This window comes from Streptomyces sp. NPDC007856, assembly GCF_042868225.1.
GTDB lineage: Bacteria > Actinomycetota > Actinomycetes > Streptomycetales > Streptomycetaceae > Streptomyces.
On record NZ_JBIAEC010000016.1, the window covers coordinates 117,117 to 136,736 of the forward strand.

17 protein-coding genes are annotated in these 19,620 nt (G+C 71.4%); 11 read left to right on the forward strand and 6 right to left on the reverse strand.

Features of this window, described 5'->3' with window-relative positions; genetic code table 11:
- Positions 1–223: 223 nt before the first annotated feature.
- Complete coding sequence (locus ACFYOH_RS32935) at positions 224–619, reverse strand: hypothetical protein (RefSeq protein ID WP_388633233.1); 396 nt, start codon at positions 617–619, stop codon at positions 224–226.
- A gap of 409 nt (positions 620–1,028) precedes the next feature.
- Here ACFYOH_RS32935 and ACFYOH_RS32940 point away from each other — a divergent pair, with 409 nt between their 5' ends.
- Both ACFYOH_RS32940 and ACFYOH_RS32945 read left to right on the forward strand, forming a co-directional pair.
- Positions 1,029–1,202, forward strand: a complete 174-nt coding sequence (locus tag ACFYOH_RS32940; RefSeq protein WP_388633235.1) for a hypothetical protein — start codon at positions 1,029–1,031, stop codon at positions 1,200–1,202.
- A 62-nt stretch (positions 1,203–1,264) separates the two neighbouring features.
- Positions 1,265–1,777 carry a GNAT family N-acetyltransferase gene (locus ACFYOH_RS32945; RefSeq protein ID WP_388633237.1) on the forward strand — a complete coding sequence of 171 codons (513 nt, stop codon included), beginning with the start codon at positions 1,265–1,267 and terminating at the stop codon, positions 1,775–1,777.
- Here ACFYOH_RS32945 and ACFYOH_RS32950 read toward each other — a convergent pair.
- From ACFYOH_RS32950 to ACFYOH_RS32960, 3 genes are read right to left on the reverse strand one after another with little or no spacing between them, the layout of a single operon-like run.
- On the reverse strand, positions 1,757–3,106 hold the full coding sequence (locus tag ACFYOH_RS32950; protein ID WP_388633240.1) for an amidase: 1,350 nt from the start codon (positions 3,104–3,106) through the stop codon (positions 1,757–1,759). The genes ACFYOH_RS32945 and ACFYOH_RS32950 overlap by 21 nt on opposite strands.
- A 24-nt stretch (positions 3,107–3,130) precedes the next feature.
- Complete coding sequence (locus ACFYOH_RS32955) at positions 3,131–3,784, reverse strand: hypothetical protein (protein ID WP_388633243.1); 654 nt, start codon at positions 3,782–3,784, stop codon at positions 3,131–3,133.
- Positions 3,781–4,839 carry a LacI family DNA-binding transcriptional regulator gene (locus ACFYOH_RS32960; RefSeq protein ID WP_388633245.1) on the reverse strand — a complete coding sequence of 353 codons (1,059 nt, stop codon included), beginning with the start codon at positions 4,837–4,839 and terminating at the stop codon, positions 3,781–3,783. Before ACFYOH_RS32960 ends, ACFYOH_RS32955 begins: the two co-directional genes overlap by 4 nt.
- 220 nt (positions 4,840–5,059) lie before the next feature.
- Between ACFYOH_RS32960 and ACFYOH_RS32965 the strand changes: the two genes are divergently transcribed.
- The 6 genes from ACFYOH_RS32965 to ACFYOH_RS32990 are packed head-to-tail and all read left to right on the forward strand — an operon-like array spanning position 5,060 to position 14,504.
- Positions 5,060–6,346 carry an ABC transporter substrate-binding protein gene (locus ACFYOH_RS32965; RefSeq protein ID WP_388633247.1) on the forward strand — a complete coding sequence of 429 codons (1,287 nt, stop codon included), beginning with the start codon at positions 5,060–5,062 and terminating at the stop codon, positions 6,344–6,346.
- Between the two features lie 5 nt (positions 6,347–6,351).
- Positions 6,352–7,239, forward strand: coding sequence for a carbohydrate ABC transporter permease (locus tag ACFYOH_RS32970; RefSeq protein WP_388633250.1), 888 nt, complete (start codon positions 6,352–6,354; stop codon positions 7,237–7,239).
- Entirely contained in the window at positions 7,236–8,141 is a 906-nt protein-coding gene (locus ACFYOH_RS32975) for a carbohydrate ABC transporter permease (RefSeq protein WP_388633253.1), read from the forward strand. Before ACFYOH_RS32970 ends, ACFYOH_RS32975 begins: the two co-directional genes overlap by 4 nt.
- Before the next feature lie 26 nt (positions 8,142–8,167).
- Positions 8,168–9,424: a glycosyl hydrolase gene (locus ACFYOH_RS32980; protein WP_388633256.1), complete on the forward strand. Its 1,257-nt coding sequence runs from the start codon at positions 8,168–8,170 to the stop codon at positions 9,422–9,424.
- Positions 9,421–11,448: an endo-beta-N-acetylglucosaminidase gene (locus ACFYOH_RS32985; RefSeq protein WP_388633259.1), complete on the forward strand. Its 2,028-nt coding sequence runs from the start codon at positions 9,421–9,423 to the stop codon at positions 11,446–11,448. The genes ACFYOH_RS32980 and ACFYOH_RS32985 overlap by 4 nt, the downstream gene beginning before the upstream one ends.
- 38 nt (positions 11,449–11,486) lie before the next feature.
- Positions 11,487–14,504 carry an alpha-mannosidase gene (locus tag ACFYOH_RS32990; protein ID WP_388633262.1) on the forward strand — a complete coding sequence of 1,006 codons (3,018 nt, stop codon included), beginning with the start codon at positions 11,487–11,489 and terminating at the stop codon, positions 14,502–14,504.
- Here ACFYOH_RS32990 and ACFYOH_RS32995 read toward each other — a convergent pair.
- The gene (locus tag ACFYOH_RS32995; RefSeq protein ID WP_388633264.1) at positions 14,452–14,790 is read right to left on the reverse strand and encodes a hypothetical protein; all 339 of its coding nucleotides are present in this window, start codon (positions 14,788–14,790) and stop codon (positions 14,452–14,454) included. The two genes, ACFYOH_RS32990 and ACFYOH_RS32995, sit on opposite strands and share 53 nt — an antisense overlap.
- A 339-nt stretch (positions 14,791–15,129) precedes the next feature.
- Complete coding sequence (locus ACFYOH_RS33000; RefSeq protein WP_388633267.1) at positions 15,130–15,861, reverse strand: FadR/GntR family transcriptional regulator; 732 nt, start codon at positions 15,859–15,861, stop codon at positions 15,130–15,132.
- Positions 15,862–16,024: 163 nt separating this feature from the next.
- Between ACFYOH_RS33000 and ACFYOH_RS33005 the strand changes: the two genes are divergently transcribed.
- The 3 genes from ACFYOH_RS33005 to ACFYOH_RS33015 are packed head-to-tail and all read left to right on the forward strand — an operon-like array spanning position 16,025 to position 19,597.
- The gene (locus ACFYOH_RS33005; RefSeq protein WP_388633268.1) at positions 16,025–17,089 is read left to right on the forward strand and encodes a sugar ABC transporter substrate-binding protein; all 1,065 of its coding nucleotides are present in this window, start codon (positions 16,025–16,027) and stop codon (positions 17,087–17,089) included.
- Positions 17,086–18,576 carry a sugar ABC transporter ATP-binding protein gene (locus ACFYOH_RS33010; RefSeq protein ID WP_388633271.1) on the forward strand — a complete coding sequence of 497 codons (1,491 nt, stop codon included), beginning with the start codon at positions 17,086–17,088 and terminating at the stop codon, positions 18,574–18,576. Before ACFYOH_RS33005 ends, ACFYOH_RS33010 begins: the two co-directional genes overlap by 4 nt.
- Complete coding sequence (locus ACFYOH_RS33015) at positions 18,569–19,597, forward strand: ABC transporter permease (protein ID WP_388633274.1); 1,029 nt, start codon at positions 18,569–18,571, stop codon at positions 19,595–19,597. The genes ACFYOH_RS33010 and ACFYOH_RS33015 overlap by 8 nt, the downstream gene beginning before the upstream one ends.
- The last annotated feature ends 23 nt before the right edge of the window (positions 19,598–19,620 follow it).

Below are 19,620 nucleotides of genomic sequence, written 5' to 3' on the forward strand. Positions count from 1 at the left end.
ACGCAATCCGGTGGCCGGCGCGACCGCCCCCGCCCTACGCTGACGGTCGTGCCGGAGTGCCTGATGCGCAGGTGACGCGTTCTTCATGGTTGTGATCCATCAGCAGACCCCAGCGGGACTGCGGGCCCTTCGGGGCCGACGCGTGGCCGTCCGGATCTCGGGCACTCGGCGCGGCTGCTTGTGTGACGGCGCGTCAGTCGGCTGAGATCCTGCGCCTCCGGCGTCAGTCGACGGCGCCGAGCCGGGAATGCCGCGCCGCCACCAGCTCCAGCACGGTCCGCCAGTCCTCCAGGACGCCCGCGTCGAACCCCGCCGTACGGCTCTCCTCGTCGGCCTGGCGCAGCCGCAGCACATCGTCGTCGACCGGCCCCGCGTCCCCGCGCACCAGCCGGAACACCCGCTCCCCGAGCAGGGAGCGCACCGCCTCGGCCGCGCTGAGCGCCCCGCCCGTGTCGTCGCCCGGGCACAGCACCGGCCCGATGCCGTGCACCAACCCCGCCACCTGGAGCTCCTTGTCGGCGGGGCGGCGGCGGCGCAGCAGCGCGGCGGTTCTCAGCGCGTGCTGGTGCCGGCCGGCGTACAGCAGATCCATCAGCTCCTCGACGCTGCGCAGCTCCATGCGTCAGTCCTTCCGCGAGACAGCCGTGCCGTTCATCAGCAGATCATGACGAGCTTGCGCCTCGGCCAACGGCACTTGAACTGCGCCACATGGCGGCCGAGGGGGTGATTCGCTCAGGCAGCCGGAGGATGCGCTCCACGGCAAATAGCCGCATATTGAGAGACATTGAGGGGTCAAACGACTTCTGATAGTTACACCTTGTTTGCACTCCCGATCGAGCGCGAGTCCGCTCATTTGGGTACTCTGGTGGGGACGGACAGCAGGACCGGGTCCCACCCAGACCCAGACGTCCGTACCGGCGCCACCGCGTCCGAGCTGGCCTTCCATCCAGACCCGAGCGGGCGCCGAGAGCCGGAGCGCAGGCTGTCCGGCAGGACCCCGAGGGTGACCGACACATAAGGAGTGCGCGGTGACACCGGAGAAGACGAATCGCGATCAGAGCCCCAAGGAACGCACGGAGCGCACGGGCCGGCAGCCCGGAGAACTCGGCAGCCTCGACGTGTGGGCCCGGTCCGCCCCGATCCGCCTGGCGGGCTACGAGGAGGACCTGGCCGAACCGCATATCCTGCCCAGCGTGGACTGAGCCCCGGGTCGTACTCTTCGCGATCGCCGTACGCATGGGCGTGACCTGTCAGACTCACGCCCATGCTGATCAGAGAAGCCGTGGCCGACGACTGGCCGCGGATCTGGCCTTTCTGGCACCGGATCGTCGCCGCCGCCGAAACCTACGCCTGGGATCCGGAGACCTCCGAGGACGACGCCCGCGCGCTTTGGATGAGCCCCGCCAAGCGCGTCTACGTCGCCGAGGACGCGACCGGGACCGTGGTCGGCTCGGCCTACCTCACCCCCAACTACGGCGGGCCCGCGGCCCGCGTCGCCAACGCCGGTTTCATGGTCGACCCGCATCGCACCGGCGAGGGCATCGGCCGCGCCCTCGCCGAACACGTCCTGGCCGAGGCCAGGGCGCACGGCTACCGGGCGATGGTCTTCAACGCCGTGGTCGAGACCAATCCCGCCGTCGCCCTGTGGACCTCCCTCGGCTTCACCGTCCTCGGCACGGTCCCGGAAGCCTTCGACCATCCCCGGCACGGCAGGGTCGGGCTGCACATCATGTACCGGTCGCTCGACCAGGCGGGCTCAGGAGCCGGCCACCGGTGACGTCCGCCGCCACGGACGCAGCGTCTCCAGTTCCTCCGCCAGCCCCAGCAGCACGGACTCCGAGCCAGGGCGGCCCACGAGCTGTACGGCGCAGGGGGCGCCCGAGGGAAGGCTGCCGAACGGGACCGACATCGCGGGCCAGCCGGTCAGGTTCCAGGGCGGCGTGAACGGGGAGTACGCGGTGTTGACCAGCACATTGCGCAGCCAGCCGCGTTCGTGCCAAGGGCCCGCCTCGGGGGAGCGCCGGGCCAGGGCCGGGGTGAGCAGGACGTCGTACTCGGTGAAGAAGGGGGTCAGCCGGGCCCGCAGGCGCTCGCGTTCGTCCCCGGTGCGCACCGAGCGGACGAAGCGCCGTCCGACCGCCGCGTGCACCCGGGTCCGCCGGGCCAGCAGCGCCCGGTCCAGGCCCTCGGCATCCACCGCGGTCCCGGCCGTCCAGTGCCGCAGCGCGGTCACGCCCAGCGAGAGGGGATACGGCGGCTCGGCCCGCCGCACGCGGTGTCCGGCCCGCGCGAGCACTCCGGCCGCCTCCCGGACCGCGGTCGTATACGGTCTGCTCACGCTCACCCCGGCGAGCGGGCTGCGTACGGCCGCGGCGATCCGCCGGCGCTCGGGCTCCTCCGCGCGGGGAACGCCGGTGCCCGCCAGCACGCCCAGCATCAGCCGCAGATCCTCGACCGTCGTGGCCAGCGGACCGTTCTCCGACATGCCGAACCAGTCGCCGTTGCCGATCCCCGCCGGCACCACCCCGTGCCCCGGCTTCAGCGTGACCAGGCCGCAGTTCGCGGCCGGGATGCGCAGCGAGCCCATCCCGTCGTTGCCGAGCGCGATCGGGACCAGGCCCGCCGCGACCGCCGCCGCGCTGCCGCCGGAGGAACCGCCCGCCGTGCGGGAGGTGTCCCATGGATTGCGGGCGGTGCCGAACACGCCCTCCGTGGTGCCGAAGACACACAGCTCCGGCACGTTCGTCAGGCCCACGACCACCGCGCCGGCCGCCCGCAGCCGGGCCACCGTCACATGATCCTCGGCGGCCGGGGTGTCGGAGGTGGCGGCGGAGCCGTCCCGGTGGGACTCGCCGCGCACCGCCAGGTTGTCCTTCACGGCCACGGGCACGCCCGCGAGCGGCAGTTCGGCCAGATCGGTGCGGGAGGCCACCTCGTCGGCCTCGGCGAGCGCCGCCTCGGCCCGCACCTTCCGGAACGCCCCGATCCGGCCGTCGAGCCGCTCGATCCGCGCGAGGTGCTCGGCCGCCACCTCCCGGGGTGTCACCCGCTTCTCGCGCACGGCGGCGGCAATCTCGGCGGCACTCCGCCCGGCCCAGTCACCCACGGGCACTCCTCGCTCGGTGGTCGGCTACTCGCTGGTACGCATCACGGCGCAGGGAGAACTGTGCCTGGTCGGGCGCGGTACGTCGAGAGGGCGGCACACACAGCGGACGGATGCTGATCGACCGCCCACCTGGTTGGCCAGTTCGCCCAGGAAGCGGGTGCCGTCGGGGGAGAACGTGTCCACGAGGAAGTGGCCGCCGTCGTCGCTGCCGGCGTCTCCCTCGTACCGCAGGAGGGCCGTGGCGGGGCTGCCGGTGTGGTGGAGCACGTCGGAGGCGGGACGGTGTTCCTCGGCCGTGAGCACGGGGGCCGCGGCGAGCGGTGTCGACTCGGCGGTCCAGGGGCCGTCCGCCCGGACCCGCAGCGCGCGAGCCCGGGCGTCGGAGCCGCCGAGGAGGAAACGGCCGACGAACGGGCCGCCGGTGTACACGAGTTGGCTGACGGAGTGCAGACGGTCGTCCAGCGCGTCCACCACGAAGTGGCCGGGCGCCTGATGGGTGAGCATGAGGACGACCGGCCCGGGCTGCGCGGGCAGGCGTACCACCTGGGTGCCGTGGCCTGCCGCGCGGTGCAGGACGGGGGCGAGCGAAGGGAGCACGGGCTTGGTGAACGGCGTCGGCGGCTCGGGGGACTTGGCGACACCGGTGTGTCCGTCCTGGTTCCTGCGCAGCCACTTCATCGCGAATCCCCCTCGTCGGCCGCCGCCCCCGTACTGCCCCTCCCCGTCAGCCGGGGCACCGGCACCCCCACCGAGCGGGCCGGGTCCCCGTCCAGCAGGGCCAGCAGCTCGCGTGCGGCCGTGCGGCCGAACTCCGCGCTGTCCCGGGAGAGCGCGGATAGCCGGGGGGTGACCATGCGGCACAGGGCCGAGTCCTCCCAGGAGACCACCGACACGTCCTGCGGAACGCGAAAGCCCAGTTCGGCGGTGGTGGCCAGGCCGGCCACGGCCATCACGTCGTTGTCGTAGACGATCGCCGTCGGTACGGGCGAGTCGCCGAGGACGCGGCGGGTGACGGCGGCGCCCTGGGCGTCGGAGTAGTCGGTGGTGAGCGAGCGGACCTCGGTGAGCCCGCGCCGTTCCGCCTCCGCGCGCAGCGTGGCGATACGGCGCTGGGTGTGGGCCAGCTCGGGCAGTCCGGCGATGTGCACGATCCGGCGATGGCCGAGCGCCGTCAGCTCGTCCACCACCGAGGCCATCGCGCCCGCGTCGTCCGCCCAGACGGTGGACAGGCCGGGGTGCCGTACGTCGGGTGCGCCGCCGATCACGACGGCGGGCAGCCCGAGTTCGTCCAGCAGGCCGGGGCGCGGGTCGTCGGCGCGCGGGTCGGCCACCAGGACGCCGTCGACCCGGTGCTCGGCCCACCAGCGCCGGTACACCGCGCACTCCTCGGTGACATCCTCCGCGACCTGGAAGAGCAGGCCCAAGTGCCGCTCGGCCAGCACCTCCTGGATGCCGGAGACGAGCTGGAGGAAGAAGGAGTCGACGCCCAGGGTGTGCGCGGGGCGAGCCAGGACGAAACCGACCGTGGCCACGCCCTCGCCGGACAGGGCGCGGGCGGCCGTGCTGGGACGCCAGCCGAGCTGCTCGGCGACCCGGCGGACGCGTGCCCGGGTGGCCTCGGAGACGCCCGGGCGGCCGTTGAGCGCGAAGGAGACGGCGCTCTCGGAGACTCCGGCCCGCCGCGCGATGTCCTTCATCGTGGGCCGGCGTGCGGGGGACCGCTTGGTCGCCATGCTTCTCCCCCTTCCTGACAGTGCTCGATAATGCGCTTGAGTGTCAAGACCCTAAAGCGCATTAGCAATTGACCGCAAGGTCTCGGCCAAACGTGTTTGACCTGCACTAATGAACGGCCCAATTCTTTAGTTGGGCGGAATGCATTGACTTTCTCCGAACGGCGCGGGCAAGGTCTCTGGCGCCACCCGACCCCCGCCACAGCAAGGGAGCCGTGTCACCGTGCCCATGCCCCGCAGAGCCCTCGCCGCCGCTGCCGTCGCCTTCGTCCTGCCACTGAGCGCCTGCGGCTCGGGTGGCGACGACGGCGGCTCGACCGACGCCTCCGGCAAGATCGAGGGCGACATCACCTTCCAGACCTGGAATCTGCGCGCGAACTTCAAGTCGTACTTCGAGGGCCTCGTGGCCGACTTCGAGAAGAAGTACCCCGGTACGCATGTGAAGTGGATCGACCAGCCCGCCGAGGGCTACCCCGACAAACTCAGCGCCGACGCCGGCGGCGGCACCCTGCCCGACGTCGTCAACGTCTCCCCGGACCTGGTCGCCCCGCTCGCCAGGGCGGGCCTCGCGCTCGACCTCGACAAGGCGGCCGGAAAGTACAAGTCCGAGTACCTGGACGGTGCCTGGGCCAGCCACCAGGTGCCGGGCATGAGCGGCACATACGCCTTCCCCTGGTATCTGAACACCGGCCCCCTCTTCTACAACAAGTCCCTGTTCATCAAGGCCGGGCTCGACCCCGGCCAGCCGCCGAAGACGTACGGCGAACTCTTCGCCGACGCCCTTCAGATGGCGAAGAGGAGCGGTGGCAAGGTCGCCACCCTCGCCAACGTGCCCACCATCGAGGACTTCGGCCGCTATGGCGTCACCCTGATGAACAAGCAGGGCACCGCGTTCGCCTTCAACGACGCCAAGGGAGTCGAACTCCTCACCAAGTACAAGGAGTTGTACGACGCCAAGGCCCTGGACCCGCAGGCCCTGACCGCGACCCCGGAGTCCTCCGGCAAGAAGTTCCTCACCGGCGCCGTCGCCATGAACCCCGGCAGCGCCCTCGACCTGGACAACTTCAAGGAGAACGCGCCCAGCCTCTACCGGAACATCGGCATCACCGACCAGATCACCAGCACCGGGCACGTCAACATGTACGTGATGGGCGTGATGGTCAACTCCCACACCAGGCACACCCCGGCCGCCGTCGCCTTCGCCCACTTCGTCACCGACGCCCAGAACCAGATGTCCTTCGCCAAGAAGGTCGCCATCTTCCCCAGCACCGCCGGCTCCCTCAACGACCCCTACTTCAACAAGGAGGACGGAACCGACGAGACCCGAGTGCGCATCGCCGCCGCCAAGTCCCTGAAGAACGCGGTCAATTACACGCCCGTGCTGTTCAGCGACCAGATGAAGACCGCGCTGCGCAACGAGGTGGCCAAGGCACTCCAGGGCAAGGAGAGCCCCAAGCAGGCTCTTGACAACGCTGTCAGCGCCGCCAACCGACTACTCCAGCAGGGCTGACGGCCATGGCGACCCCGGTCCGCATCAGGCGCCAACTACCCTTCAGTCCCTGGCTGTTCGCCGCACCGGGGCTGCTCGTCACCGGCACCTTCGTGCTCTACCCGTTCGTCTCCACCCTGGTGAACTCCTTCACCGACCGCCGGACCCTGCTGCCGGGCCACTTCGTGGGCCTCGCCAACTTCCGCGAGTTGCTCCACGACGACATGTTCTGGACCGGCCTGCGCAACAGCACCCTGTACATCCTCGGGGTCGTACCCGCCCTGGTCGTCCTGCCGTTGCTGCTCGCGCTGCTGGTGCAGAGGAACATCCCCGGTATCACCTTCTTCCGCTCCGCCTTCTACACCCCGGTCGTCGCCTCGATCGTGGTGGTCGGGCTGATCTGGGTGTGGCTGCTGGATGAACGCGGCCTGGTCAACTCGCTGCTGGAGGCCGTCGGGATCGGCCGGATCGGGTTCCTCAGCGACCAGTGGCTGCTCCTGCTGAGCGCGATGGCCGTCACGGTGTGGAAGGGCCTCGGCTACTACATGATCATCTATCTGGCGGCGCTCGCGAACGTGCCGCGCGAGCTGCACGAGGCCGCCGCCGTGGACGGCGCGGGCCCGGTGCGCCGCTTCCTCTCGGTCACCGTCCCCGCCGTCCGCTCCACCATGGTGCTGGTCGCCGCGCTCTCCTCGGTCGCCGCCTTCAAGGTGTTCTCGGAGGTGTATCTGATGGCGGGCCCGAGCGGCGGCCCGGCCGGCGAGGACACCACCCTCGTCATGCTGGTCCAGCGCACCGGCACCGGCCTGACCGGCCGCGTCGGCTACGCCTCCGCGCTGTCGGTCGTCGTGTTCGTCGTCACCGTCGCGCTCATGCTGCTGGTGCTGCGCGCCGACCGCCGGGAGGAGTCATGAGCGTCCTGGAGAAGGTGCGGCCCGAGCCGCCGGTCACCGTGCGCAAGGAGCCGCGCGTCACCGACGAACACGGCCGCCGTATCCGCGTCGGCGAGCTCGTCTGGCGCTATCTGCTGCTGCTCGCCGTCCTCGCCCTGACAGTCGGCCCGTTCCTCTGGCAGCTGTCCACCTCCCTCAAGGGTCCCACCGAGGACATCTACAGCTCACCGCCGAGCTTCCTGCCCGCGCATCCCACCCTGCACAACTACACGCGGGTCGCCGACACCATCCCCGTCTGGGACTACGCGCTGAACTCCCTGAAGGTCGCCACCGCCAACGTCGTCACCAACTGCGTCGGCTCGGCGCTCGCCGGGTACGCCCTGTCCCGGCTGCGCTTCCGCGGCCGGAAGGTGACCACGCTGGTGTTCGTGCTGGCGATGCTCGTGCCCGTCGAGGGCATCGTCATCGCCCAGTTCACCACCATGCGCGAACTCGGCCTGAACAACACGCTGATCGGGGTCGTGCTGCCCGGCGCGATCGGTGCGATGAACGTGCTGCTGATGCGGGGCGCCTTCCGCAACCTGCCCTACGAGATCGAGGAGGCGGCCTACGTCGACGGCGCCGATGTCTGGCAGCGGTTCCTGCGCGTCGCGCTGCCCTCGGTGAAGGGGACGGTGGCCGTCGTGGCGATCTTCGCCTTCATGGGCGCCTGGGACGACTTCCTGTGGCCCCTGATCGTGCTCAGCGACCCGTCCAAGTTCACCCTCACCATCGGCCTGAACTATCTGCACGGCACCTTCGCCAACGACGAACGCCTCGTCGCCGCCGGCACCGTGATCGCCGTGGCCCCGCTCATCGCGCTGTTCGCCTGCCTGCAGCGGTACTTCTTCCGCGGGGTGGGCGAGGGCGCCGTCAAGGGCTGAACACCCGTATGTCACAAGGACACTCCATGCCCTCTGCCGTGCGCTTCGGCGTCAACTACACCCCGAGCGAAGGGTGGTTCCACCACTGGCTCGACTTCGACCTCGACTCCGTGCGCGCCGACCTCGACGCGATCGCCGCGCTCGGCCTCGACCACGTCCGCGTCTTCCCGCTGTGGCCCTACTTCCAGCCCAACCGCACCCTGATCCGCCCCCGCGCCGTCGAGCAGCTCATGGCCCTCGCCGACGCCGCCGCCGAACGCGGCCTGGACGTCAACGTCGACGGCCTGCAAGGGCACCTGAGCAGCTTCGACTTCCTGCCCGCGTGGACGCGCACCTGGCACCGGCGCAACATCTTCACCGACCCGGACGTGGTCGAGGGCCAGGCGGCCTATCTGCGCACCCTGGCCGCCGCCCTCGCCGACCGGCCGAACTTCCTCGGCATGACCGTCGGCAACGAGGTCAACCAGTTCGCCGCCGGCCCGCATCCCGATCCCGACCGCGTCACGGTGGACGAGGCCGAGCGATGGCTCGTACGGATGCTGGCCGCCTGCGCCGAGGGTGCCCCCGACCGGCTCCATCTGCACGCCTCCTACGACGCCGCCTGGTACCAGGACGACCAGCCCTTCACCCCCGGCCACTCCGCCCGGCTCGGCGACCTCACCGCCGTGCACTCCTGGGTGTTCAACGGCACCGCCCAGCGCCACGGCCGTACCTCCGTGCCGGCCGAGCACCACGCCGCGTATCTGGTGGAGCTGAGCAAGGCCTGGGCCGAGGAGCCGCACCGGCCCGTCTGGCTCCAGGAGGTCGGCGCGCCCGCTCCGCTCGTGCCCGCCGAACACGCCGCCGCGTTCGCCGAGGCGACCGTCAAGAACGCCCTGGACTGCCCGGACCTGTGGGGCATCACCTGGTGGTGCTCCTACGACGTCTCACCCGACCTCGCCGACTTCCCCCAACTCGAATACGGCCTCGGCCTGTTCACCGACGACCGCAAGCCCAAGGGCATCGCCCGCGTTCTGGCCGAGGCGGCGCGCCGATCGCGCGCGACCCCCGCACCGCGCACCACGGCCCTCGTCGTAGCCGCCGATCCGGGCCGCCGCTCCCGCTGTGCCCCCGGCGGGCCCGTCTTCGACGCCTTCTTCCGGCTCGTCGCCGACGGCGCCCGACCCACCACCGTCCTCGACACCCGCGCGGACGACGAGGACCACCTCGGCGCGCGCGGCATCACCGAGGTCGTCACTCCCGATCAGGTACTCCCCACCCCACACGGAGGCACCCGCTCGTGAACCCCAGCAGACGTACCGTCCTGATCGCCGGCGCTGCCGCCGGTCTGCTCCCGCTGCCCGCCTTCGCGGCCGGCCGTCCCAAAGCCGGGGCGACCGCGCCGTACGCCTCGTACTGGTACCCGGACTCGCTCCCCTCTGGCAGCCCCGGCCCCGGCATCACCTGGCGCAGCCTGAAGAGCTGGCGCCCGGCCGACGACCCCGACCTCGCCTTCAACGCCGCGTCCGTGCCGCTCGCCGCGCGCTTCACCTCGACCCCGGCGAACACCACCGCCCGCTCCGGCCAGGCCCGCATCCAGGCCCTGGTCTCCTTCGGGCCGACGTCGAGCAACCCCTCCCAGGGCTCGGCCACCGCCGACTACTACGCCCTCACCCACTGGGCCTACCTGGACGAGCTGGTCTTCTGGGGCGGCTCGGCCGGCGAGGGCCTGATCCTCGCGCCCAACGCGCCGATCGTTGACGCGGCCCACCGGCACGGCGTCCCGGTGCTCGGGAACATCTTCCTGCCGCCGGTGGCGTACGGCGGACAGCTCCAGTGGACCCGGGACCTCGCACAGAAGGACGCCACGGGGCACTATCCGCTCGCCGCGCAGCTCGTGGCGGTCGCGGCGGCCCACGGCTTCGACGGCTGGTTCGTGAACGCCGAGACGGGCGGCGGAAACACCGCGCTCGGCCGGGCCATGCTCGGATTCGTCAAGGAGCTGAAGGGGGTCGCGGCCGCACGCGGACAGCGGGTGACCTGGTACGACGCGATGACCGTGAACGGTACGGTCAGCTGGCAGGGCGCGCTGAACAGCCAGAACCAGGCCTTCTTCCAGACCGCCGACGACATGTTCGTGGACTTCCGGTGGAACGCGGCCACGCTCGCGTCCTCGGGCACGAGGGCGGAACAACTGGGGCGAAGACGCTACGAGTTGTGGGCCGGGATCGACGTCGAGTCGAACGGGTCCGACACGTCGGTGGACTGGGACGCGATCGTGCCGACCGGCAGGCCGCACATCACCTCGATCGGCTTCTACCGGCCGGAGTGGACCCGCGACCACCTGCCCGCCGACCAGCGCGCCCCGGAGGACTTCCACGCCGCCGACGACCGGTTCTGGACCGGGCGGTCGCTGGACCCGTCCCGGCCGGATGCGAGCGATCCGTGGCGGGCACCGGCGGTGTCGGCCGCCGACCGGTCGACGGTGACCTCGCTGCCGTTCGCGACCGTGTTCAACACGGGGCACGGGCTGCGCTGGTACGAGGACGGGGCCGTCACCTCGGACGCCGCCTGGAACCACCTCGGGCTCCAGGACCGGCTGCCGGCGCGGCGGTGGGTGGTGCGCACGGCGGGGGAGCGGCCGGCGGTCTCCTTCGACTTCGCCGATGCCTGGCGTGGCGGGAGCAGTGTGCTGGTGGAGGGTGAACTCGATCAACCGGTCGTGGTGGATCTGTACGCGACCCGGCTGCCGGTCGGTGTGAACACGGTTGTCGAGCTCACGCATCGCACCGACGCCGGCGCCGTGAACGTCGAGCTGGCCGTGGCGACGGCCGAGCCGAGTGGGGCGGGGGCGCCCCCGCCCTACACCTATCTGGCTGTGAGCCAGGTCAACAGCATCACGCGCGTGAAGTCGGTCAACGGCTGGCAGACTTTGGCCCTGCCGCTCGCCGGGTTCTCCGGCACCGTACACGCCCTCGGCGTCCGACTCACCGCCGCCGAGGGCCCGGTGCGCTGGCGCCTCGGCGGCCTCGCCGTCCGGGACACCGGCACTGCCCCCGCGGCTCCCACGGGCGCCCGCGTCACCGCCGCGACCGGCGGCGACCTCCGGCTCGCCTGGAACGCCGCCACCGGCGCCGTCCGCCACTACGAACTCCACCGCCTCCTGCCCGACGGCACCCGCCGCTTCCTCGGCGGCACCTGCCAGCGCGCCTACTTCCTCGCCGGACTGCAGCCCGAGCAGGGGGAGACCGCCGCACGATTCGAACTGCGTGCCGTGGGGGAGCTCTACAACGCCTCGGCCCCCGTCACCGTCACCCACCCCTGGTAACCACCGCCATCACCCGGAACCCGCAGGGAGCACCCCGCATGCATGACGACCGCACTCTGGTGGAAGCCCGCCTCAGGCGCGTCCTCGACGAACGCATCCGCCCCGCTGTGTACCCCGAGTCCGTGCCGCTGCGGGTCGCGGTGTGGCACGCGCCCGGCGAGCCCGTGCCCGTCGAGGAGGCACTCGCGGCCGAGGCCCAGCCGATCGAGGTCGGCGCACGCTGGGGTGCTCCCTGGGGCACCAGCTGGTTCCGGGTGACCGGGACCGTGCCCGAGGCGTGGGCGGGGAGGACCGTCGAGGCCCTGCTCGACCTGGGCTTCGACGAGAACATGCCCGGCTTCCAGTGCGAGGGCCTGGTCTACCGGCCCGACGGCACCCCGGTGAAGGGCCTCAACCCGCGCAACCAGTGGGTGCGCGTCGGCGCCCCGGTGGCGGGCGGCGAGGAGGTGGTCCTGCGCATCGAGGCCGCCTCCAACCCCGTCATCCTCGACTACCACCCCTTCCGGCCCACCCGGCTAGGCGACAAGGACACCGCCGGGCACGAGCCGCAGTACACCCTCACCCGCATGGACCTCGCCGTCTTCGACGAGCCGGTGTGGCAGCTGGTCATGGACCTGGAGGTGCTGGGCGAGCTGATGGCCGAGCTGCCCGTGGACTCCGCGCGCCGGCACGACATCCTGCGCGCGGTCGAGCGGGCCCTGGACGCCGTCGACCTCCAGGACGTGAACGGCACCGCCGAGCGGGCCCGCGCCGAGCTCACCGGCGTGCTGGCGGCCCCGGCCGTACCGTCCGCGCACCGGATCAGCGCGGTCGGGCACGCGCACATCGACTCGGCCTGGCTGTGGCCGCTGCGGGAGACGGTCCGCAAGGTGGCCCGTACGACCGCCAACATGACCGCGTTGATCGAGGACGAACCGGAGTTCGTCTTCGCCATGTCCCAGGCTCAGCAGTGGGCCTGGGTGAAGGAGCACCGGCCCGAGGTGTGGGCGCGGGTGAAGAAGGCCGTGGCGGAAGGGCGGTTCGTGCCGGCCGGCGGGATGTGGGTGGAGTCGGACACCAACATGCCCGGTTCGGAGGCGATGGCCCGGCAGTTCGTGCACGGCAAGCGGTTCTTCCTCGACGAGTTCGGCATCGAGAACGAGGAGGCCTGGCTGCCCGACACCTTCGGCTTCGCCGCCGGACTCCCGCAGATCATCAAGGCGGCCGGGTCCAAGTGGCTGCTGACCCAGAAGATCTCCTGGTCCCAGACGAACAGGTTCCCGCACCACACCTTCCAGTGGGAGGGCATCGACGGCACCCGGATCTTCACCCACTTCCCGCCCGTCGACACCTACAACTGCTCCATGAAGGGCAGCGAGATCGCCCACGCGGCCAGGAACTTCAAGGACAAGGGCCGGGCCCGGCACTCCCTCGCGCCCACCGGCTGGGGCGACGGAGGCGGCGGCACCACCCGCGAGATGGTCGCCAAGGCGGCCCGGCTGCGCGACCTCGAAGGCTCGGCCACCGTCGTCTGGGAGACACCCCGCGCCTTCTTCGAGAAGGCCGAGGCCGAGTACCCCGAACCGCCCGTCTGGGTCGGCGAGCTGTACCTCGAACTGCACCGCGCCACCCTCACCAGCCAGGCGAGGACCAAGCAGGGCAACCGGCGCAGCGAGCACCTGCTGCGGGAGGCCGAGCTGTGGGCGGCCACCGCGGCCGTACGCACCGGATTCCCCTACCGCTACGCGGAGTTGGACCGGATCTGGAAGACGGTCCTGCTGCACCAGTTCCACGACATCCTGCCCGGCTCGTCCATCGCCTGGGTGCACCGGGAGGCCCGGGCGACGTACGAGCGGATCGCCGGGGAGCTGGAGGAGATCATCGGGGCGGCGCAGCGGGCCCTGGCGGGGGAGGGGACCCGGCATGTGGTCTTCAACCCGGCACCGCACAGCCGTCACGGCGTTCCCGCCGGAGGAGCCGGGGCGCCGCGGTCGGCGCGGGGAACGCAGGTGTCACCCCGCGCCGCGGGCGGGCGCGTCCTGGACAACGGCCTGCTCCGCGTCGGGATCGACGCCCAAGGCCTCGTCGTCTCCGCGTACGACCTCGACGCCGACCGCGAGACCGTCGCCCCCGGCCGGGCCGCCAACCTGCTGCAACTCCACCCGGACTTCCCGAACATGTGGGACGCCTGGGACGTCGACTCCTTCTACCGCAACACCGTCACCGACCTCACCGACGCCGAGTCGGTGGAGGCCGGCGAGGACGGCGCTTCGGTGCGGATCGTACGGAGCTTCGGCGCCTCCCGGGTCACCCAGGTGCTGACGCTGCCGCCCGGCGAGCGGAGGCTGCTCATCGACACCGAGGTCGACTGGCACGAGACGGAGAAGTTCCTCAAACTGGCCTTCCCGCTCGACCTGCACGCCGAACGCTACGCGTCCGAGACCCAGTTCGGGCATGTCTTCCGCCCCACGCACACCAACACCTCCTGGGAGGCCGCCAAGTTCGAGGCGTGCAACCACCGCTTCGTCCATCTGGAGGAGCCCGGCTGGGGCGTGGCGGTCGTCAACGACTCGACGTACGGCCACGACGTGACCCGCGCGATGCGCACCGACGCCGACCGAGGTACGACGACCACGGTGCGCGTCTCCCTCCTGCGCGCTCCGCGCTTCCCCGACCCCGAGACCGACCAGGGCGTCCACCGCTTCCGGCACGCCCTGATCCCGGGCGCCTCGATCGCCGATGCGGTCCGCGAGGGCTGGCGGATCAACCTGCCGGAACGGCACCTGACCGGGGCCCACGAGGTCGCGCCGCTGGTCACGGTGGACAACGACGCAGTCGTGATCACCGCGGTCAAACTCGCCGACGACGGCAGCGGTGACGTCGTCGTCCGCTTCCACGAGGCCCACGGCGGCCGGGCCCGGGCGACGCTCACGGCCGGTTTCGAGATCGCGGACGTCACGGCGACGGACCTGCTGGAACGGCCGGCCGGCGACACCGAGCCGCCGGTGCGCGACGGTGAGCGGATCACCGTACGGCTGAGGCCGTTCGAGCTGGTGACCTTGCGGCTGCGGCGCTGACCCGGGGACGGGTGCCGCCCGCGTCAGTCCCCCGGGGTTGACGCGGCGCCGCCGGCTCGCCGGACGGATGCTCGTAGCGCAGCGGTAGTCTCCCTGGCAGCCCCTGCCGCCACAGCATTCCGAGCGTCTCGTTCGCCCGCTGCTCCTGCTCCCGGTCGGTGGGAAGCGGCAGGTGCAGCGCGCCGAGCAGATGGATGCCGGCGAGGGTGGTGGGCGGCGTCGAGACCAGGAAGAACCTTCCGCCGAACGACGGTCCGGCCGGTCCGGCGAGCGCGGACAGGTTCACCGGCGGTGCTCCTTCCCCGCCGTCCGGACCGGGCGCCCCGGACGGTGCTCGGACGGTCGCATCACTCCTCCTCCACCATGCGGCCGTGCCCGTGCGGACACGGCGGCGGCCGGCCGTCGCCGAACAGCCGGATCTGCGATTCCGCGCACTCCGCATCCGTGCAGACGTAGTACTGTGCGCGGCCTCCGCCTGGTCCGGCTCGGGCCCGACCAGGCCGACCGTGCCCGCGCCTGCGTGGGCCAGTCCGGGTCAGGTCACAGTCCCGGCCGCGATGCCGGCCCGGCGGTGCCGCCGGGCCGGCATCCGTCCTGGTCCTCGACTCGTCCGTGCCGCTGCCGCCTACGCGCCGGGCTGCCCGTCCCCGCTCTGCTCCACGAGCCGCCCCCGCAGCCACTCCTCCACCTCGCCCACGTGGGCCGCTGCCGCCGCCCGCGCTGCCTCCGGGTCGCGGGCGGTGAGGGCGCGGTGGATGGCGGCGTGCTCGCGGCGGGTGCGGGCGAAGGCGCCCTCCTCCTGGTAGCCGCGCCAGACGCGGGCGCGGAAGGTGCGGGAGGACAGGCCCTCCAGGATGGCGGCCATGGTCTCGTTCCCGGCGGCCGCGGCGATCTCGCGGTGGAAGGCGAGGTCGTGGGCGAGGATCTCCTCCGGGTCGTCGGTGGCGTTCATCGCCGCCAAGTGCTTCTCGACCGCGGCGAGTTGGTCGTCGGTGATGCGTGCGGCGGCCAGCGCCGTCGCCGTCGACTCCAGGATCCTGCGGACTTCGAGGAGTTCCACCAGGCGCGGACCCCGGGACAGGTCCGCGACCACCCCGAAAGTCTCCAGCAGGTCGCCGGCCTCCAGTGCGGTGACGTAGATCCCGGAACCGTGCCGGGCCTCCAGGACGCCCATCACGGTCAGGGCGCGGATCGCCTCCCGCATCGAGCTGCGGGAGATGCCCAGCCGGGCCGCGAGATCCCGCTCGGTGGGCAGCCGCTGGCCGGGCTCCAGCCGGCCCTCGGCGATCATCGCCTTGATCTCCTCGATGGCGCGCTGGGTCACCGTGCCCTTCTGCGGCACCTCTTCCTCGTCCACGCCACTCCTCCTTCCCCCCGGTGCGCCGCAGTCTAGCCAGCCGAGTGGTCTGACCACTACGCCTAGGATCCGCGAATTTTCCGTGCACGAGGGTGTTGACTCGGCTTATTGGTCTGATAAGTATGCGGCGTCTGCTCGAAAACCCTCGACGAGGAGCCGCGAGATGCCCGCCAGCACTGTCAGGAAGCGCAGCAGGTCCCGGATCATCGGCGCGGTGGCTCTGGCCGCCGGTGCCTCACTCATGCTCGCCGCCTGCGGCAGCACCAAGGACACCGCGAACGCGGGCAGCGGCGGCACCGGCAAGGTCGGCGTGATCCTGCCGCTGCTCACCTCGCCGTTCTGGCAGTCGTACAACGACTACGTGCCCAAGATGGCCAAGTCCGAGGGCGTCCAGGTGCTGAAGACGGTCAACTCCAACAGTGACCCCTCGCAGCAGATCACCGACATCGACAACGAACTCACCCAGGGCGTCAAGGGACTGGTGGTCGCCCCGCTGGACAGCGCCGCCATCCAGGCCGGACTCGACCAGGCCGAACGCAAGGGCGTGCCCGTGGTCGCCGTGGACGTCGCGCCCGACAAGGGCAAGGTCGCCATGGTGGTGCGCGCCGACAACGTGGCCTACGGCGAGAAGGCCTGCGACTACCTCGGACAGCACGTGAGCAGCGGCAAGGTCGTGCAGATCATGGGCGATCTCGCCTCGGTCAACGGCCGCGACCGCTCAGCGGCGTTCCGGTCCTGCGTGAAGAAGAAGTACCCGAAGCTCACTGTGCTGGAGATCCCCGCCAAGTGGGAGTCCGACACCGCCGCCGCCAAGCTGGACACGCTGCTGGGCGCCAACCCGGACATCAAGGGCATCTACCTGCAGGCGGGCGGTGTCTACCTCGCGCCGACCCTGCAGACCCTGAAGTCCAAGGGCATGCTGAAACCGGCCGGGCAGCAGGGCCACATCGCGATCGTCTCCAACGACGGCATCCCCCAGGAGTACGACGCCATCCGCAAGGGCCAGATCGACGCCACGGTCTCCCAGCCCGCCGACGCCTACGCCAAGTACGGCCTGTACTACATCAAGGCGGCGATGGCCGGGAAGACGTTCAAGCCCGGGCCCACCGACCACGGCTCCGTGATCGTCGAACTGCCCAGCGGGATCCTGGAGGACCAGCTGCCCGCACCGCTGGTCACCAAGGCCAACGTCGACGACCCCAAGCTGTGGGGCAACACGGTCAAATGAGCACACCGCTTGTTGAAGCCGAGGGGATCGTCAAACGGTACGGCCCCACCGTCGCCCTCGCAGACGGCCGGCTCACCGTCCTGCCCGGCGAGTCCCACGCCCTGGTCGGCCGCAACGGCGCCGGCAAGTCCACTCTGGTCAACGTCCTCACCGGCCTCCAGGCCCCGGACGCGGGCACCGTCCGCTTCGACGGCGAGCCCGCGCCCCCGCTCGCCGACCGGGACGCCTGGCGCCGCAAGGTCGCCTGCGTCTACCAGAAGCCCACGGTCGTCCCGGAGCTGACGGTCGCCGAGAACCTCTTCCTCAACCGGCAGCCGACCGGCCGCGGCGTCATCAGCTGGCGCCGGCTGCGCCGGCAGGCCGCCGAACTCCTCGACGCCTGGGACGTGCGCGTCGACCCCGAGGCGCGCACCGCCGACCTCAGGGTCGAGGACCGCCAAATGATGGAGATCGCCCGGGCGTTGAGCTTCGGCGCCCGGTTCATCGTGCTGGACGAGCCCACCGCCCAGCTCGACAACCGCGAGATCGAGCGGCTCTTCACCCGCATGCGCTCCCTGCAGGACTCCGGCGTCACCTTCCTGTTCATCTCGCACCACCTCCAGGAGGTGTACGAGGTCTGCCAGACGGTCACCGTGCTGCGCGACGCCCGCTGGATCACCACCGCACGCGTCGCCGATCTGCCCAAGGCGGCGCTGGTGGAGGCCATGGCGGGGGAGTCGGTCGCCGAACGGGCCGCACCGGGCAGGGGAGTGGAGGACGGCGCCCCCGTCCTGCTGGAGGCACAAGGGCTCACCTCGCCGGCGTACGAGAACGTCGACCTCACCGTCCGCCGCGGTGAGGTCGTCGGACTCGCCGGTTCCAGCGGCAGCGGCAAGACCGAGCTCGCCGAGTCCTTCGCCGGACTGCACACGCCGACCGGCGGCACCGCCGAACTCGACGGTGAGCGGCTGCCGTTCGGGGACGTACGGGCCGCCCTGCGGGCCGGGGTCGGCTGTGTGCCGCGCGACCGGCACGAGCAGGGACTGGTGTCCGGCCTGAGCATCGGCGACAACGCCACGCTGAGCGTACTGGACCGGCTCGGCCGGGTCGGATTCGTCGCCACCGACACACGGCGCCGTTTCGCGGCCGAGTTGATCGACCGCCTCGACATCCACGCCGAGGGCCCCGACCAGCCGGTGTCCGACCTCTCCGGCGGCAACGCCCAGAAGGTCGTCATGGCCCGGGCCCTCGCCTCCGACCCGCGCCTGCTGGTGCTGATCAACCCCACCGCCGGCGTCGACGTGAAGTCCAAGGAGTCGCTGCTCGCGCGCATGGACAGCGCGCGCGACGACGGCACCGCCGTCCTCGTCGTCTCCGACGAACTCGACGACCTGCGCCGCTGCGACCGCGTCCTCGTCCTCTTCCACGGCCGCGTCGTCGCCGAGCACCCGGCCGGCTGGCGCGACCACGAGCTGATCGCCTCCATCGAAGGAGTTGACCATGGCTGACACCCGGGCCGCCCCGCCGCTCGCGCCCCCGAAGTCCCCGGACGCCCGGTCGGCCAGGACCGTCCTGCTCCGCCGAGCCCGCGAACTCGCCCTCGTCCCCGCACTGTTGCTGCTCATGGTGCTCGGCACGATGGTCAACGACTCGTTCCTGACCGAGCGGAACCTGATCTCGATCCTCGGTGCCTCCGCCGCGCTGGCGATGGTCGTGCTCGCCGAGTCGCTCGTGCTGATCACCGGCAAGTTCGACCTGTCCCTGGAGTCGGTGGTCGGCATCGCGCCGGCCGTCGGGGCCCTGCTGGTGCTGCCCGCGAGCCAGTCCGGCTGGGGCACGGAATTCCCGGCCGGGCTCGCCCTGCTCTCGATCCCCGTGGTCGGTGCGGTGATCGGCGCCTTCAACGGCGTCCTCGTCGTGAAGTTCCGGCTCAACGCGTTCATCGTCACGCTCGCGATGCTCATCGTGCTGCGCGGCCTGCTGGTCGGCGCCACCAAGGGCAAGACCCTGTTCGGCATGCCCGACAGCTTCTACTCCCTGGCCACCACCACCTTCCTCACCGTGCCGCTGTCGGTGTGGCTCGCCGCCGTCGCCTTCGCGGTCGCCGGGTTCGTGCTGAAGTACCACCGCGCCGGTCGCGCCCTGTACGCGATCGGCGGCAACGCGGACGCCGCCCGCGCGGCCGGTGTGCGCGTGGACCGGGTCATGCTCGGGGTGTACGTCGTCGCGGGCGTGCTCGCCTCGCTCGGCGGGCTGCTGCAGACGGGGTACGTCGGCGCGATCAGCGCCAACCAGGGCCAGAACATGATCTTCACGGTGTTCGCGGCCGCGGTGATCGGCGGCATCAGCCTGGACGGCGGCAAGGGCACCATGTTCGGCGCCCTGAGCGGCGTCCTCCTCCTCGGCGTCGTACAGAACCTGCTCACCCTCGCCCAGGTCCCGTCGTTCTGGATCCAGGCCATCTACGGCGGGATCATCCTCGTCGCCCTCGTGATCGCGCGTGTGACGACGGGCCGCGCCCAGGACTGATCCAGCCGTCAAGTGTCGGACGA

What these genes read in the sequence shown, in the direction of transcription:
- ACFYOH_RS32970 (WP_388633250.1), top strand. Translation starts at nt 6,352, where the DNA reads ATGGCGACCCCGGTCCGCATCAGGCGCCAACTACCCTTCAGTCCCTGG.
- ACFYOH_RS32935 (WP_388633233.1), bottom strand. Translation starts at nt 619, where the DNA reads ATGGAGCTGCGCAGCGTCGAGGAGCTGATGGATCTGCTGTACGCCGGC.
- ACFYOH_RS32980 (WP_388633256.1), top strand. Translation starts at nt 8,168, where the DNA reads ATGCCCTCTGCCGTGCGCTTCGGCGTCAACTACACCCCGAGCGAAGGG.
- ACFYOH_RS32955 (WP_388633243.1), bottom strand. Translation starts at nt 3,784, where the DNA reads ATGAAGTGGCTGCGCAGGAACCAGGACGGACACACCGGTGTCGCCAAG.
- ACFYOH_RS32945 (WP_388633237.1), top strand. Translation starts at nt 1,265, where the DNA reads ATGCTGATCAGAGAAGCCGTGGCCGACGACTGGCCGCGGATCTGGCCT.
- ACFYOH_RS33015 (WP_388633274.1), top strand. Translation starts at nt 18,569, where the DNA reads ATGGCTGACACCCGGGCCGCCCCGCCGCTCGCGCCCCCGAAGTCCCCG.
- ACFYOH_RS32990 (WP_388633262.1), top strand. Translation starts at nt 11,487, where the DNA reads ATGCATGACGACCGCACTCTGGTGGAAGCCCGCCTCAGGCGCGTCCTC.
- ACFYOH_RS33005 (WP_388633268.1), top strand. Translation starts at nt 16,025, where the DNA reads ATGCCCGCCAGCACTGTCAGGAAGCGCAGCAGGTCCCGGATCATCGGC.
- ACFYOH_RS33010 (WP_388633271.1), top strand. Translation starts at nt 17,086, where the DNA reads ATGAGCACACCGCTTGTTGAAGCCGAGGGGATCGTCAAACGGTACGGC.
- ACFYOH_RS32960 (WP_388633245.1), bottom strand. Translation starts at nt 4,839, where the DNA reads ATGGCGACCAAGCGGTCCCCCGCACGCCGGCCCACGATGAAGGACATC.
- ACFYOH_RS32975 (WP_388633253.1), top strand. Translation starts at nt 7,236, where the DNA reads ATGAGCGTCCTGGAGAAGGTGCGGCCCGAGCCGCCGGTCACCGTGCGC.